The sequence below is a fragment of the Nonomuraea sp. NPDC049695 genome, from assembly GCF_040674955.1.
Lineage (GTDB): Bacteria > Actinomycetota > Actinomycetes > Streptosporangiales > Streptosporangiaceae > Nonomuraea > Nonomuraea helvata.
In genome coordinates this window covers 256,369-269,457 of sequence record NZ_JBFANV010000001.1, presented here as the reverse complement: position 1 = coordinate 269,457, position 13,089 = coordinate 256,369, and the positions used below count along the sequence as shown (strand labels likewise).

Here is a 13,089-nt window from a genome sequence, read left to right as displayed (position 1 = left end):
CGTACACGTACGGCCGGTCAGGATTCCATGCTCGTGGACACCCTTGCACTGCTCAGTCGCCGAATTCCAGGTGGAGGGCCTGGGTGAAGTCGGAGACCGCCTCCTCGTGGCGGTCCAGCTCCTGAAGGATCTCCCCGCGCACCCGGTACGCCCAAATGTATTCGGGGTCCAGCTCGATGGCCCGGTTCAGATCGTTCAGGGCCGCCTCGTTGTCGCCCAGTTCGCTCAGCACCGCCCCTCGGCTGCCATAGGCGCGGTCGTTCTCCGGGTCCAGCTCCAAAGCGCGGCTGAGGTCTTTCAGCGCCTCCTCGTACCGGTCTGTCATGCGCAGCGCCTCGCCCCTCCGGCTCAGCGCGCGTACGTAGTCCGGACTCACCTCCAGCGCCTTCGTGTAGTCGTCGATGGCCTCGGCGTAAAGGTGCATGCGCTGGTACAGGTCGCCGCGGGCCGCCCAGGAATAGGGCAGCTCCTCGTTCAGGGCGATGATTTTCCCGTGCGCCTCCAGGGCCTCGTCCAGGCGGTCCAGGTCCACCAGGGCGTCGGCCTTCGCCTCCAGGATCCACAGGGAGTCGGGGGCGAGGGTGAGGGCGTGCTCGAAGTCCGCCATGGCGTCCTCCACGCGCCCCATCGCGGCGTACGTCTGGCCGCGCGAGCCCAGGGCGTACGCGCTGTCCGGCTCCAGCCTGAGCGCCTCGTCGAAATCCTCCAGCGCGGCCTCGTAGCGTTCGATGACGCGGTGGCTCTCGCCGCGCAGCCGCCAGGCGCGGGCGTTGTCGGGCGCCAGCGCGATCGACTCCGTCAGATCCGCGATCGCCGCGTCGTGTCTCGACAGGGCGATGTACGATTCGGCGCGGCTGCGCAGCACCGACGCACGGGACTGGGCGGCTGCCTCCGACAGGCCCGGCTGGTCCTTGATCCCCTCGCTCATGAGGGGTAAATCTATCTGACTAAATCTGGATTATGGCTGCCTTTTCGCGGGTGTACTCGAGGACCGAATCGTGCCCGTACCCGCTGTCCTTGACGCCGCCGAACGGCAGCCCGGGCGGCATCTGGCGGAACGTGTTCACCCACACCGTACCGCTCTGGAGATCGCGCACGAACCGGTGCGCCCGGCCCAGGTCGCGCGTCCAGACGCCCGCCGCCAGCCCGTAGCGGGAGTCGTTCGCGATCTCCAGCGCCTCCTCGTCGGAGGAGAACGGCATGGCCACGGCCACCGGGCCGAAGATCTCCTCCTGGCAGATCCGGAGCGAGTTGTCCGTGGTCGTGTAGAGGGTGGGGGCGACCCAGTAGCCGTCCGGGAGGCTGGGCACCACGTCGGCGCCCGTCCGGCCGCCGAAGACCAGGCTCGCCCCCTCCTTCTCCGCCAGCTCGAGGTACGACCTCACCTGCTCGTACTGCGCCGACGACACGATCGGGCCCATGGTCGTCCGCAGGTCCAGGGGGTCGTTCAGGATCAGGCCCGCGCAGGCGCGCTCGATGCGGCCCAGCATCTCGTCCCAGATCGACCGGTGGATGAGGATGCGCGAGCCTGCCACGCACACCTGTCCGGCGTTGCCGGTGTAGATCGAGTTCACGGTGACGCCCTGGGTGGCCGCGTCCAGGTCGGCGTCGGGAAAGACGATGTTGGGGGACTTGCCCCCGAGCTCGAACGTCAGCGGCTTGAGCGCGTCCGCCGACGCCCGGGTGATCGCCTGTCCGGTGGCCGTCGAGCCGGTGAGGCTGATCCTGGCCACGTCGCGGTGCCGTACGAGCGCGTCCCCGACCTCCTCGCCCAGGCCGCTGACGATGTTGAGCACGCCGGGCGGGAACACCTCCGCCAGCAGCTCGCCCAGCCGCAGCACCGACGCGCTCGCCTGCTCGGCCGGTTTGACGATCACCGTGTTCCCGGCCGCCAGCGCGTACGCCGCCTTGGCCGAGAACGTCGAGATGGGGGAGTTCCACGGGATGATGCAGACTGCCACCCCGTACGGCTCCCGCCGCGTCAGCCCGAGCGTGTCGGGGCCGAGGACGACCGTGTCGCCCTTGGCCGCGTCCAGGCACTGCCCCGCGGCCAGCTGCCACAGGTACGCCATCCCCGGCAGGTCCCTCTTCAGCGTGTCGCGCAGGATCCGGCCGTTGTCGCGTGTCTCCAGCCTCGCCAGCTCCTCGGCGTTCCCGGCGAACACCTCCGACACCTTGCGCAGGTAGCCCGCTCTGGCCAAGGCGGGCAGCGCCGACCAGGCGGGGAAGGCGCTGCGGGCCGCCGCCACGGCCGTCTCGGCGTCGCGCGGCCCGCAGGCCGGGATCCGCGCCCACGCCTCCCCGGTGGCCGGATTGATCGAGTCGAGGGTTCTGCCGTCGCTTGCGGGGACCAGCTCGCCGCCGATGAGATTGAGATAGTCAGGCACGTGCCCAAGCATACGCTTGCTTGAGGCTCTCGAACACCTAAGGTCACGTAAAGTACGCGAACAGGTACGCATGGCTACCAAGACGGCCGGGGAAGACGCTTCGCATGGCACCTCGACTGTTGGGCCGGCTGGCCTATGGCTCCCGATATGACCGCGTTCCGTGGAGCCAGCGCGTCTACATCCGCCCAGGGGAGCTGCTGGTACGCGAGGCCCAGTGGCGCTGGCTGACCAGGCGCGCTCCCGTCATGCGCCTGGCCGACTACCAGCAGCTCAGGCCGCTGAAGGCGATCGAGGAGTTCCTGAGCTGCATGATGTGCGGGGACTCCCGCCAGCAGCTGCTCTTCTCGCCCGGAGGCAACGGATGGCGCTACCACGTCGTCCGCTGTCCGGGCTGCGGCTTTCTCTACCGCAACCCGGGCATCCGTCCCGAGCGCCTCGGCGACCTGTACGCCACCGGCTACAACACCTTCCTGACCGGCAGGTACGCCGCCAACCGGCAGCGCCGCTACGAGCTGACCATGCAGGCGTTCTCGCCGGTGTTCGACGAGGGCAAGGAGCGGCGGCTGCTCGATTTCGGCTCCGGGATCGGGCTCTTCCTGGAACTGGCCGAGCAGCGCGGGTTCGACGCCTGCGGGGTGGACCTGTCGCCCGAGTCCGTCGCCCAGGCCAACGAACGGCTGAGCGGCGTGCGTACGTACCTCGGCGCGCCCGAGGACGTGCCGGAGATCGCCGCCGGCGGGTTCGACGTGATCACGCTCTGGTCGGTGCTGGCGCACCTGCCCAGGCCGCTGGACGACTTCGCGGCGTTCAGGCGCCTGCTGGCGCCCGGCGGGGTGCTGCTCATCCTGACCGTGAACGCGCGGTCGACGCAGCTCAAGGCGTACGGGCCGGCGTGGAGCGGATTCACCAAGAACCACCTGATGTTCTACTCGTCGCAGACCGTTCGCACGCTGCTGGGCCGTACCGGCTTCGCGGGCGTCGCCTTCGCCCCCCATTACGGCGACACGGTCGAGGCGGGCACGAGCCGTCTGCCCGGTGACCTGGTGCGCAGGCTGCGCCGCAACGTGGAGCTGAGCGACGGCGGGAACATGATGCGGGTCCTGGCCTTCGCCGACGAGGAGGCCATCGGCCGCTGGGGCGGCGGCCCGCTGACGGTCCACCGCCTGGGCGCCTAAAGCTTGGGAACGCCCAGGCCGAGGGCGGGTCCACCGCCTGAGCGCCTAGAGCTCGGGAACGCCCAGGTCCGGGGCGGGTCCGGCGCCGACCTGCTTGCCGAGCGCGGGGTCGAGCTGCTCGATCAGCCGCTGCACCAGCGCCGCCCGCCGCACCCGCTCACGCCCCAGCTCCCGCGGCACCGCCCCGAGGTGCGAGCCGGAGGGGTAGATGTTGGGCGCGTTGCGCAGCCCCATCTTCAGGTAGACCGGCGCGGCGGCCCGTACGATCTCCACCGCCTCGTAGAACCGTACGAACCCACCCTGGTCGTCCGGCACCTCCAGGTAAAGGTCGATCGGCAGCCTGGTCGCAGCCCGGATCTCGGCCAGGTGCGGCACGGTCAGGTCGGTGCCCACGTTCACGGTGCTCGCGCCGAGCCGCTCGAAGACCGCCGCGGTGGGGCCGTTGGTGAGCGGCATCAGCACGGACGTCTTCAGCACCAGGTTGGCGGGCAGCGTGCCGTCATCCTTCAGCGCGCGCAGCACCTCCAGCGTGCCGACGTCGCCGACGAGGAGGCTGCGGATGCCCAGCGAGCAGGCCCGCAGCGCGTCCGCCACGCACGCCGCCACCATCGCGTTCCCCCGCGCGGCCGCGCCGACGGCCTGGGTCAGCTTGGCCTGGCCGCCGGTGTCCCAGGCGGCCCGCGGCCCGAGGAACAGGTTGATCTCGATGCCCCGCTCGGCCCCGATCCTCGCCATGTCGGAGATCTCGGCGTCCGTCAGCATCATCACGCCGCTGCCCTGCGACGTCCTGGCGATCGGCACGCCCAGCCGGTCGGCCTCGGCGACCACCGACTCGAGCACGGCGGGCCCCTCGACGCTGGGGATCTCGAACCGGTACGGCGCCCCGTCCGCGAACCGCGACTCCACAGCGGAGGCGGTCCCGGCCACCGGATGCCCGAGCCGGGCCATCAGGGCGTGCAGGTCGGCAAGGTTCGTCATCGGGAAGGCTCCTCGTCATGAATACTCCGCACGCCCGAGCGTAGTGCCCGCCCCACCAGGCGGCCCTCCGGCAGGCGCTCTAGGATCGAGCCATGCAGCTGGCCCCTGGAGTGCATGTCGCCGTCACCGACCGACACGGAGGCGTCAGCGTCCCGCCGTACGGGGCGCGCAACCTCGGCGGAATGGTCGGCGACGACCCGGAGGCCGTGCGGGCCAACCGGGCAGGTCTGGCGGCCGAGCTGGGCGTGCGGGGCATCGTGTTCATGCGCCAGGTCCACGGCGCCGACGTCGCCTACGTGAGCGAGCCGTTCGGGGACGATCCGCCGGCGCTCGACGGGGTGTTCACCACCGAGCCGGGCCTGGCGCTGGCCTCGCTCGGGGCCGACTGCCCGGCGGTGCTGGTGGCCGATCCGGTGGCGCGCATGGTCGGCGCGGCGCACTCCGGCCGCCCGGGCACCGAGGCGGGCATCGCGAGCGCCCTGGTGGCGGCCATGGCGGCCAAGGGCGCGGAGCCGGGGCGGATGGTCGCGCTGATCGGGCCCGGCGCGTGCGGCCGCTGCTACGAGGTGCCCCCCGAGCTGCGCGAGCGGGTGGCCGCCCGCGTTCCCGAGACGTGGTCCACGACGTCGTGGGACACGCCCGCGCTCGACCTGCGGGCCGGGATCGAGGCCCAGCTCCGTGCGGCGGGGCTGCCGGACGTACGCCATGACGCCCGCTGCACGATCGAGTCGGAAGAGCTGTACTCGCACCGCAGAGAGCAGCCGGGCGGCCGCTTCGCCGGGCTCGTCTGGCTCGCCCGCTGACATCGGGGCCTGCGTTTGCGGTCTAGCGGGCCAGGATGTCGTCCAGGTCGTAGCTGACGGGCCGCTCGAGCTGCTCGTACGTGCATGACTCAGGGGTGCGGTCGGGCCGCCAGCGCCGCCACTGGGCGGTGTGCCGGAACCGGTCGCCTTCCATCTGGTCGTAGGCCACCTCGATCACCAGCTCCGGCCTGAGCGGGATGAACGACAGGTCCTTCTTGGCGTTCCACCGCGACACCGCGCCCGGCACCCGCTGCCCGCCGCGCGAGGGACCGGTGGCGGGCTGTCCGACGTTGGCCGCCGCCTGCTCGGCCCAGTGGCCCCAGGGGTGCTCGCTCAGCTCCGCGATGTACGGCCTGATCTCCTCCACCAGCTCGGCCCTGCGCGCCATCGGGAACGAGGCCGCCACCCCCACATGGTGCAGCCGGCCGTCGTCGCCGTAGAGGCCGAGCAGCAGCGACCCCACGACCGGGCCCGACTTGTGCTCGCGGTAGCCGCAGATCACCACGTCGGCCGTGCGCTCGTGCTTGACCTTGAACATGGTGCGCTTGTCGGGGACGTACGGCTGGTCGCCCGGCTTGACGATGATGCCGTCGAGCCCCGCGCCCTCGAACGTCTCGAACCACTCGGCGGCCTGCTCGTCGCTGGTCGTGACCGGGGTCAGCCGGATGGCCTCTCCCTTTTCCGGAAATATCCGCTCAAGACGCGCCCGCCGCTCCGAGAACGGCTCCTCCATCAGCGACTCGTCGCCCAGTGCGAGCAGGTCGAACGCGATGAACTGGGCCGGAGTCTGCTCCGACAGCAACTTCACCCGCGAGGCGGCCGGATGGATGCGCTGCTGCAGCGCGTCGAAGTCGAGCTGCGACCCCCTGGGCAGCACGATCTCGCCGTCCACCACGCACTTGTCCGGCAGCTCGGCCCTGACCGCCTCGACCAGCTCGGGGAAGTAGCGCGTGAACGGCCGCTCGTTGCGGCTGCCCAGGTAGACCTCGTCGCCGTCGCGGAACACGATGCAGCGGAAGCCGTCCCACTTCGGCTCGTAGAACAGCGTGCCGTTCTGCTTGGGCATGGCCTTGACCGGCTTGGCCAGCATGGGCGGCACGGGAGGGCGCACCGGCAGGTTGGGCACCGGCTCCGGCTCTTGCTCCTCGACGGGCCCATCGACGGGCCTCTCGACGCGCCCTTCGATGGGCGCCGGCTCTTCGACGGGCTCAGTCTGATCAGTCGGTTCGCTCATCGCTCGGCTCCCTCGTGTATTTGCAGAAGAGGACCCCCTCCTCTTCCAGCACCTGGCTGAGGCCCAGTGTGACCTGCGCGGGCTCGCCGTTGACGATGCGCGCCGCGCCGCCCCCGACCAGCATCGGGCTGATCGACAGGCAGAGCTCGTCGACCAGGTCGTCCGCCGAGAGCTGGGCGTTGACCCTGGGGCCGCCCTCGCACAGGATCCTGGTCAGGCCGCGCTCGTGCAGCGCGGCCACGGCCCGCCGCATGTCGACGCCCTCCTGTCCGGCGACGACGACGTCGGAGCCCCTGGCCGCCGCCTTGCGCCGCTCCTGCGGGGCGGCCTCACAGGTGATCACGATCGTCCTGCTGGGGGCGTCGGCGAACCGCTCGAGGTCGAAGTCCAGGCTGCGGCTGATGACCGCGATGGGGGGCACGTCGGGCCGGCCCGCGCGGATCGCGGCCCACGCCTCACGCGGCTTGATCGGGCCGTAGCCCTCCTTGCGCACGGTGGCGGCCCCCGCGACGACGACGTCGGCCAGGCCGCGCAGGATCTGGAAGATCTGCTTGTCGCCGCTGCTGGACAGGCCGCCTGACCGGCCCTTCAGCCAGGCCGCGCCGTCGGCGCTGGCCACCATGTTGAGCCGCAGCCATGGCCGGTCCTCGGGGTAGGCATACGCCTGAACGATGTCCGGATTGTCCTTTATGTCGGGATAGATGCGCCGCACTCCTCTACCTTGGCACACCCCACCGACAACCCACGCCCACGCCCCTTACCGGCCGGTCGGCCCCGACGGCGGGCATCATCGAGCCCTCGAGACGGCGTCTCCATCTCTGGCCGGGACATCGTCGGCCGGGCGCAGCACACCGAACGGGTTGTCGATCGCGTACCGCCAGCGCCCGTCCTCGCCGCGCCGGGCGACGTCGGTGGCGGTGCCCTCGATGTGGACGTGCTCGCCGTCCTTGTCTGTCCCGTCGATCGTCCAGTCCACGATGAGCAGCGCGAGGTCGCCGGTCGTGTAGACGTGCCGCGGGCGGACGCTGATCGGCACCCCGAGGCCGGCGAACGCGGCGTTGGCGGCCTGGGCCTCCGCGCCGGTCAGTGGCAGGCCCGGCTCGGGCACGAACACCGCCTCGCTCTCGTACACCTCGGCCAGCGCCGCCAGGTCGCCGCTGTTGAACCGTTCGGCGAACACCGCCGGCACGTCCTCCGCCCGCTCCGCAAGCTCCCGCATTGTCCGTCCACGTCCTTCCGCACGGTAGAAACACCTGAGATACGGAACGCTAGGAGGCGCCATCGTGGCTCACCAAATGGTTGGTCATGCGGTCAGGCCGGGCCTGCCCGACGACCCGTCGGCCGCCGTCACCGAACCCGACCCGGCGTGCCCCGTGGAGATCACCCTCGCCGTGCTGCGCGGCCGCTGGACGACCTTGGTGGTACGCGAGCTCCTGCGGGGCGAACGTACGTTCACCGAACTCCGGGACGCGCTGCCGGCGCTGTCGGACAAGGTCCTGTCGGACCGGCTGGCGCAACTGACCCAGGCCGGCGTCCTCACCCGGCACCGCCGGCCCGGCTGGCCGCCGCGCACCCGCTACCAGCTGACCCCGCAGGGGCGCGGCCTCGGGCCCGTGCTGCAGGCCCTGTGGGACTGGGGAGCCGAACACCTCCCGCCATCAGCGGAGTGACACGGCCGGGGGAGGGGTGGTTTAAGGACATGTTTCAGGACATATAGCGCTTTTGTGTATTCCGAGGACGTACGGGCGTTCATGTGCTTACCGTGACGGCAGGGATGGGGAGGGAGGCCCAGTGGGTCTGGTCACCGCTGCCGCATGGACCGTCGCCGCGCTCGCCGGGGTGTACCTGCTCTACTTCTGGCTGGCCGGAGGCGGCCTGCGCCGGGCCAAGGTGACCCGGTTCCCGGCCGCGCTGGTGTTCGCCCACCCGGCGCTGGCCGTGTCGGCGCTGGTGTGCTGGATCGCCGGGCTGGTCACGGGGAGCCAGGCGTTGGCGTGGGTGGCGTTCGGCGGACTGGCGGCGGCGGCGCTGCTCGGGTTCGCGATGTTCACGCGGTGGCTCGGAGCCGGGCGGCACAAGGTGAGCGGCCGGGGGTTCCCGGCGCTGGCGGTGACGTTGCACGGGCTGGCGGGCGTGGCGACGTTCGCGCTGGTGCTCCTCACCGCCAGTGCGCCCCGCTTCTTCTGAGCCCGACCCGTCGCGGCGCCGCCGTCTATCGGGAGTTTCCCGGAGTGCGGCGGGGCTGGCGGAGCACCTGGAGGGAACGGGACGTGACCGCCACCACGTCGCCCGCCTGCCAGCCCTCGTCCACGAACGCCTCCTCCATCGTGTCGTGGCTGGTGTCGAGCACGGGCACCCATCCCGTGCCGCACTCCTCGCCCGGCAGCGTGAACGGCATGTTCTCGTGGTGCGCGTTGATGAGCAGCAGGAACGAGTCGTCCGCGATCCGCTCGCCCCTCGGCCCCGGCTCGGTGATGGCCTCGCCGTTCAGGTAGACCATGAGCGACTTGGCGTACCCGATGTGCCAGTCGCCCGCCGTCATCTCCTTGCCGCCCGGGGTGAGCCAGACCAGGTCGCGCTTGCCGTCGTCGGGATGGCGGCCGTGGAAGAAGCGGCGGCGCTGGAAGACCGGGTGCTCGCGGCGCAGCTTCGACAGCGCCCTGACGAAGTCGAGCAGCTCCGTCTCCGTGTGCACCATCGACCAGTCGACCCAGGCCAGCTCGTTGTCCTGGCAGTAGGCGTTGTTGTTGCCGCGCTGGGTGCGCCCGAGCTCGTCGCCGTGGGAGAGCATGGGCACGCCCTGCGACAGGAACAGGGTGGCCAGGAAGTTGCGCCGCTGGCGGCGGCGGAGCCGGACGATCTCGGGGTCCTCGACGGGGCCCTCCGCGCCGCAGTTCCAGGAGCGGTTGTCGTTGGTGCCGTCGCGGTTGTCCTCGGCGTTGGCCTCGTTGTGCTTGTGGTCGTACGAGACCAGGTCGGCGAGGGTGAACCCGTCGTGACAGGTCACGAAGTTGATCGAGGCGACCGGGCGGCGTCCGGAGGACTCGTAGAGGTCGGCGGAGCCGGTCAGGCGGGAGGCGAACTCGGGGAGGGCGGAATGAGTGCCCCTCCAGAAATCTCGCACGATGTCGCGGTATTTCCCGTTCCACTCCGTCCACAAGGGCGGGAAATTTCCGACCTGGTAGCCGCCGGGACCCACGTCCCACGGCTCGGCGATCAGCTTGACCTGCGAGATCACCGGGTCCTGCTGGATCAGGTCGAAGAACGCGCTCAGCCGGTCGACGTCGTGCAGCTCCCTGGCCAGCGCCGAGGCCAGGTCGAACCGGAACCCGTCGACGTGCATGTCGAGCACCCAGTAACGCAGCGAGTCCATGATCAGCTGGAGCGCGTGCGGCGAGCGGACGTTGAGGGAGTTGCCGCAGCCGGTGTAGTCGAGGTAGTAGCGCCGGTCACCGTCGTGCAGCCGGTAGTAGGCGGCGTTGTCGATCCCCCTGAACCCCAGCGTGGGCCCCATGTGGTCACCCTCGGCCGTGTGGTTGTAGACCACGTCGAGAATGACCTCGATGCCCGCCTCGTGCAGCGCCCGCACCATGGCCTTGAACTCCAGCACCTGCTGCCCCCGCGTCCCCGCGCTGGAGTAGCCGCCGTGGGGCGCCAGGTAGGCCATGGTGTTGTAGCCCCAGTAGTTGGTCAGCCCGCGGGCCACCAGGAAGTGCTCGGGGATGTAGTGGTGCACCGGCATCAGCTCGACCGCCGTCACCCCGAGCGACAGCAGGTGCTCGATGACCGCGGGATGCCCCATGCCCGCGTACGTGCCGCGCTGGTCGGGCGGCACGTCGGGGTGGCGCATGGTGAGCCCGCGCACGTGGGCCTCGTAGATCACGGTCTGGTGGTACGGGATGCGCGGCGGCCGGTCGTTGCCCCACTCGAAGAACGGATTGATCACCACGTTCTTCGGCATGTAGGGAGCGCTGTCCTCGGTGTTGCGCCTGGAGGGGTCGGTGAAGTAGTAGGGGAACAGCGCCTGGTTCCAGGTCAGCTCGCCGTCGATGGCCTTGGCGTAGGGGTCGAGGAGCAGCTTGGCGGGGTTGCTCCGGTGGCCCTGGGACGGCTCGTAAGGCCCGTGGACGCGGAAGCCGTACCGCTGCCCCGGCTGGATGCCCGGCAGATAACCATGCCAGACGAACCCGTCGACCTCGGGCAGATCGACCCGCTCCTCGGTGCCGTCATCGTGAAAAAGGCACAGCTCGACCCGCTCGGCGACCTCCGAGAACACCGAAAAGCTGGTGCCCACGCCATCCCAGGTAGCGCCGAGGGGATAGGGCTCGCCCGGCCAGACCTCACGCATGTGACCGTATTGTCGCATGCGAACGTGCTCTTGGTCTCTCAATAACCCGATCGCCCTTCGTACAGGGGGGCACCCCAACATGCCGCAAAGGGCGCCCCCGGGCGTGTCGGCAAGCGTCGGACAGTCAGAGCAGCTCAGCCTTGAGCATGATCGTGGTGCCCGCCAGGGCCTTGCTGACCGGGCAGTTGGCCTTGGCCGTCTCGGCGGCCTCCTGGAACTGCTCGGCCGAGATGCCCGGCACCTGCCCCTTCACCGTGAGCACGATGCCCGTGATGCCCTCACCCGGCTGGAACGTCACGTCGGCGCTCGTCTCCAGCGACTCCGGCGGGGTGCCGGCGCCGGCCAGCCCGTGCGAGAGCGCCATCGAGAAGCAGGACGAGTGGGCGGCGGCGATGAGCTCCTCAGGGGAGGTCTTGCCATTGGCCTGCTCGGCCCTGGACGGCCAGGAGACCTCGAACGTGCCCACGCCCGACGAGTTCAGCGAGACCGTGCCCGAGCCGTTGATCAGGGCGCCCCTCCACTCGGTGGTGGCGGTGCGGGTGGTGGCCATGGCGTTTGCTCCCTCCGTAGTGGTCCTCCGACCTTATCGCGAGTGGGCAAAGTGCGGGCCGCCGGTCATCCGGCTCTACTTTTCCGGCGAATAATGACATGCTCGGGTCGCGGCGCACCCGCCGCCTTGGTCCGGATTACACAGGAGTGTGGTGCCAGTGGAGGCACCGTACGACGACCGCCTGTTGCACCGGCGGGTGGTCGGCGGCGACGAGTCCGCGCTGGGCGAGGTCTACGATCGGCTCTCCCCGCTGATCTTCGGTCTCGCCCTGCGGGTCACCAGGGACCGGGTGATCGCCGAGGACATCACTCAAGAGGTCTTTCTGGTCTTCTGGGAGCGGCCGCTCGCCTACGACCCCGAGCGTGGCACCTTACGCGCGTGGCTGGCGACGATCGCGCACCGCCGGGCGGTCGACCATGTACGCGCCGAGGAGCGCCGGCGGGTGTCCGCGCTGGGGCCGAGGCTGTTCGAGCGCGAACCCGCGAGACTGGAGGACACCGTGCTCGCCGCCGACGAGGCCGAGCGGGTGCGGCAGGCGGTGACGTCGCTGCCCGACGGCCTCCGGGAGGCGGTGGAGCTCGCCTATTTCGGCGGCAGGACCTACCGGCAGGTAGGAGAGGAACTGGGCGTGCCCGAGGGCACGGCCAAATCGCGCATCCGGCTGGCGCTGAGACGCCTGGCGGACGCGCTTGCGGAGGAAGAGGTGTAATGGACCCCGTCGAGCGCCTCTACCTGGACGCGATGATGGAGGACCCGGGGGTGCCGGCCCGCTCGCTGCGGCCCCAGCTCCTGGCCGGGGCCAGGGCCCGGCGCAGGCCCGCGGCTCCCACCGCGCCCTGGGCGGAGCCGTACGCGGGCCGGGTGGCCGCGATGGACGCGCTGCTCGCCTCGGCCGAGGACGACGACTGGTCGCGCGTGGTCGTCGAGGGCTGGACCCTCCAGGAGCTCGTCGCCCACCTGGCCGCCAAGGACGGCCTGCTGGCCGCCTCCGTGGGGGCTCCCGTGCTGGGCCCGCCCATGGGGGCGACGGACTCGCTGGGACGTACGAGCGACGTGCAGGCGTACGAGCGCGCCCGCAGCCCCGAGCAGACGAGAAGGGACTGGCGGGCCCAGGCCGACGCCCTCTGCCGCCACCTGGCGGACCTGCCGCCCACGACCCCCGCGACGCTGGACGGCATGGAGGTGCCGGTACGCGACCAGATCCTGGCGAGATGCCTGGAGACCTGGATCCACACCGCCGACGCCGCCCGGACCGCCCGGATCCACCTGCCCGACCCCCTCGCGGACCACATCCGCCCGACCGCCGACCTGTGCGCCCGCCTGCTGCCCTGGACGATGCTCCTGTCGGGCCTGGACGGCTCCGGCCGTACCCTCCGTCTCACCCTGACGGGCGACGGCGGGGGCGAGTGGCAGGTCCCGCTGGGTGTCGAGGACGCCGGGCCCGGCACGCCGGACGCGCACATCACGGCGGACGTGGTGGAGTTCTGCTTCCTGCTGGGCGGCAGGGGAGACCCGGCCGAGTTCCCCGCCGAGCTGGCCGGCGACCTCTCGCTGGCCAGGGACGTCCTCGCCACGGCGCCCGCGCTCTCCGGCCCCTGATTCCGATGATTTCCC

Annotated in this window: 14 protein-coding genes; 6 read left to right on the top strand and 8 right to left on the bottom strand. The window is 70.9% G+C overall.

Annotated features, from left to right (window positions below):
* Positions 1-52 precede the first annotated feature (52 nt).
* A complete protein-coding gene (locus tag AB0J64_RS01190) occupies positions 53-928 on the bottom strand; it encodes a tetratricopeptide repeat protein (protein ID WP_364018706.1) in 876 nt (291 codons plus the stop codon).
* 19 nt (positions 929-947) lie between these two features.
* Complete coding sequence (locus AB0J64_RS01185; RefSeq protein WP_364018704.1) at positions 948-2,387, bottom strand: aldehyde dehydrogenase family protein; 1,440 nt, start codon at positions 2,385-2,387, stop codon at positions 948-950.
* Positions 2,388-2,491: 104 nt separating this feature from the next.
* Between AB0J64_RS01185 and AB0J64_RS01180 the strand changes: the two genes are divergently transcribed.
* Positions 2,492-3,562 carry a class I SAM-dependent methyltransferase gene (locus AB0J64_RS01180; protein WP_364018702.1) on the top strand — a complete coding sequence of 357 codons (1,071 nt, stop codon included), beginning with the start codon at positions 2,492-2,494 and terminating at the stop codon, positions 3,560-3,562.
* A 45-nt stretch (positions 3,563-3,607) separates the two neighbouring features.
* Here the strand turns inward: AB0J64_RS01180 and AB0J64_RS01175 are convergent, their stop codons facing one another.
* Positions 3,608-4,540, bottom strand: a complete 933-nt coding sequence (locus AB0J64_RS01175; protein WP_364018700.1) for a hypothetical protein — start codon at positions 4,538-4,540, stop codon at positions 3,608-3,610.
* A 92-nt stretch (positions 4,541-4,632) separates the two neighbouring features.
* Here AB0J64_RS01175 and pgeF point away from each other — a divergent pair, with 92 nt between their 5' ends.
* The gene (pgeF, locus tag AB0J64_RS01170) at positions 4,633-5,343 is read left to right on the top strand and encodes a peptidoglycan editing factor PgeF (RefSeq protein WP_364018699.1); all 711 of its coding nucleotides are present in this window, start codon (positions 4,633-4,635) and stop codon (positions 5,341-5,343) included.
* 22 nt (positions 5,344-5,365) lie between these two features.
* Here the strand turns inward: pgeF and AB0J64_RS01165 are convergent, their stop codons facing one another.
* From AB0J64_RS01165 to AB0J64_RS01155, 3 genes are all read right to left on the bottom strand, one after another.
* Complete coding sequence (locus AB0J64_RS01165; RefSeq protein WP_364018697.1) at positions 5,366-6,577, bottom strand: ATP-dependent DNA ligase; 1,212 nt, start codon at positions 6,575-6,577, stop codon at positions 5,366-5,368.
* Entirely contained in the window at positions 6,561-7,289 is a 729-nt protein-coding gene (locus AB0J64_RS01160; protein ID WP_364018695.1) for a pyrimidine reductase family protein, read from the bottom strand. The genes AB0J64_RS01165 and AB0J64_RS01160 overlap by 17 nt, the downstream gene beginning before the upstream one ends.
* A 75-nt stretch (positions 7,290-7,364) precedes the next feature.
* Positions 7,365-7,796, bottom strand: a complete 432-nt coding sequence (locus tag AB0J64_RS01155) for a DUF4440 domain-containing protein (RefSeq protein WP_364018693.1) — start codon at positions 7,794-7,796, stop codon at positions 7,365-7,367.
* A 64-nt stretch (positions 7,797-7,860) separates the two neighbouring features.
* Here AB0J64_RS01155 and AB0J64_RS01150 point away from each other — a divergent pair, with 64 nt between their 5' ends.
* Both AB0J64_RS01150 and AB0J64_RS01145 read left to right on the top strand, forming a co-directional pair.
* Positions 7,861-8,247 carry a helix-turn-helix domain-containing protein gene (locus AB0J64_RS01150; RefSeq protein ID WP_364018691.1) on the top strand — a complete coding sequence of 129 codons (387 nt, stop codon included), beginning with the start codon at positions 7,861-7,863 and terminating at the stop codon, positions 8,245-8,247.
* A gap of 121 nt (positions 8,248-8,368) precedes the next feature.
* Positions 8,369-8,764 (top strand): hypothetical protein, encoded by a 396-nt coding sequence (locus AB0J64_RS01145; RefSeq protein ID WP_364018689.1) that lies wholly within the window; start codon positions 8,369-8,371, stop codon positions 8,762-8,764.
* A gap of 25 nt (positions 8,765-8,789) precedes the next feature.
* On the opposite strand, the gene glgX is transcribed toward AB0J64_RS01145, so the two are convergent.
* Both glgX and AB0J64_RS01135 read right to left on the bottom strand, forming a co-directional pair.
* Positions 8,790-10,925 (bottom strand): glycogen debranching protein GlgX, encoded by a 2,136-nt coding sequence (gene glgX / locus AB0J64_RS01140; RefSeq protein ID WP_364018687.1) that lies wholly within the window; start codon positions 10,923-10,925, stop codon positions 8,790-8,792.
* Between the two features lie 124 nt (positions 10,926-11,049).
* The gene (locus AB0J64_RS01135) at positions 11,050-11,475 is read right to left on the bottom strand and encodes an OsmC family protein (RefSeq protein ID WP_364018685.1); all 426 of its coding nucleotides are present in this window, start codon (positions 11,473-11,475) and stop codon (positions 11,050-11,052) included.
* Between the two features lie 151 nt (positions 11,476-11,626).
* Here AB0J64_RS01135 and AB0J64_RS01130 point away from each other — a divergent pair, with 151 nt between their 5' ends.
* Positions 11,627-12,184, top strand: a complete 558-nt coding sequence (locus AB0J64_RS01130; protein WP_345002511.1) for a sigma-70 family RNA polymerase sigma factor — start codon at positions 11,627-11,629, stop codon at positions 12,182-12,184.
* Positions 12,184-13,074 (top strand): maleylpyruvate isomerase family mycothiol-dependent enzyme, encoded by an 891-nt coding sequence (locus AB0J64_RS01125; protein ID WP_364018683.1) that lies wholly within the window; start codon positions 12,184-12,186, stop codon positions 13,072-13,074. The genes AB0J64_RS01130 and AB0J64_RS01125 overlap by 1 nt, the downstream gene beginning before the upstream one ends.
* Positions 13,075-13,089: the final 15 nt, after the last annotated feature.

Excerpts from the sequence above, each read along its gene's own strand:
- AB0J64_RS01155 (WP_364018693.1), bottom strand. The coding sequence starts at position 7,796 with ATGCGGGAGCTTGCGGAGCGGGCGGAGGACGTGCCGGCGGTGTTCGCC.
- AB0J64_RS01135 (WP_364018685.1), bottom strand. The coding sequence starts at position 11,475 with ATGGCCACCACCCGCACCGCCACCACCGAGTGGAGGGGCGCCCTGATC.
- glgX (WP_364018687.1), bottom strand. The coding sequence starts at position 10,925 with ATGCGTGAGGTCTGGCCGGGCGAGCCCTATCCCCTCGGCGCTACCTGG.
- pgeF (WP_364018699.1), top strand. The coding sequence starts at position 4,633 with ATGCAGCTGGCCCCTGGAGTGCATGTCGCCGTCACCGACCGACACGGA.
- AB0J64_RS01190 (WP_364018706.1), bottom strand. The coding sequence starts at position 928 with ATGAGCGAGGGGATCAAGGACCAGCCGGGCCTGTCGGAGGCAGCCGCC.
- AB0J64_RS01180 (WP_364018702.1), top strand. The coding sequence starts at position 2,492 with ATGGCACCTCGACTGTTGGGCCGGCTGGCCTATGGCTCCCGATATGAC.
- AB0J64_RS01125 (WP_364018683.1), top strand. The coding sequence starts at position 12,184 with ATGGACCCCGTCGAGCGCCTCTACCTGGACGCGATGATGGAGGACCCG.
- AB0J64_RS01175 (WP_364018700.1), bottom strand. The coding sequence starts at position 4,540 with ATGACGAACCTTGCCGACCTGCACGCCCTGATGGCCCGGCTCGGGCAT.
- AB0J64_RS01165 (WP_364018697.1), bottom strand. The coding sequence starts at position 6,577 with ATGAGCGAACCGACTGATCAGACTGAGCCCGTCGAAGAGCCGGCGCCC.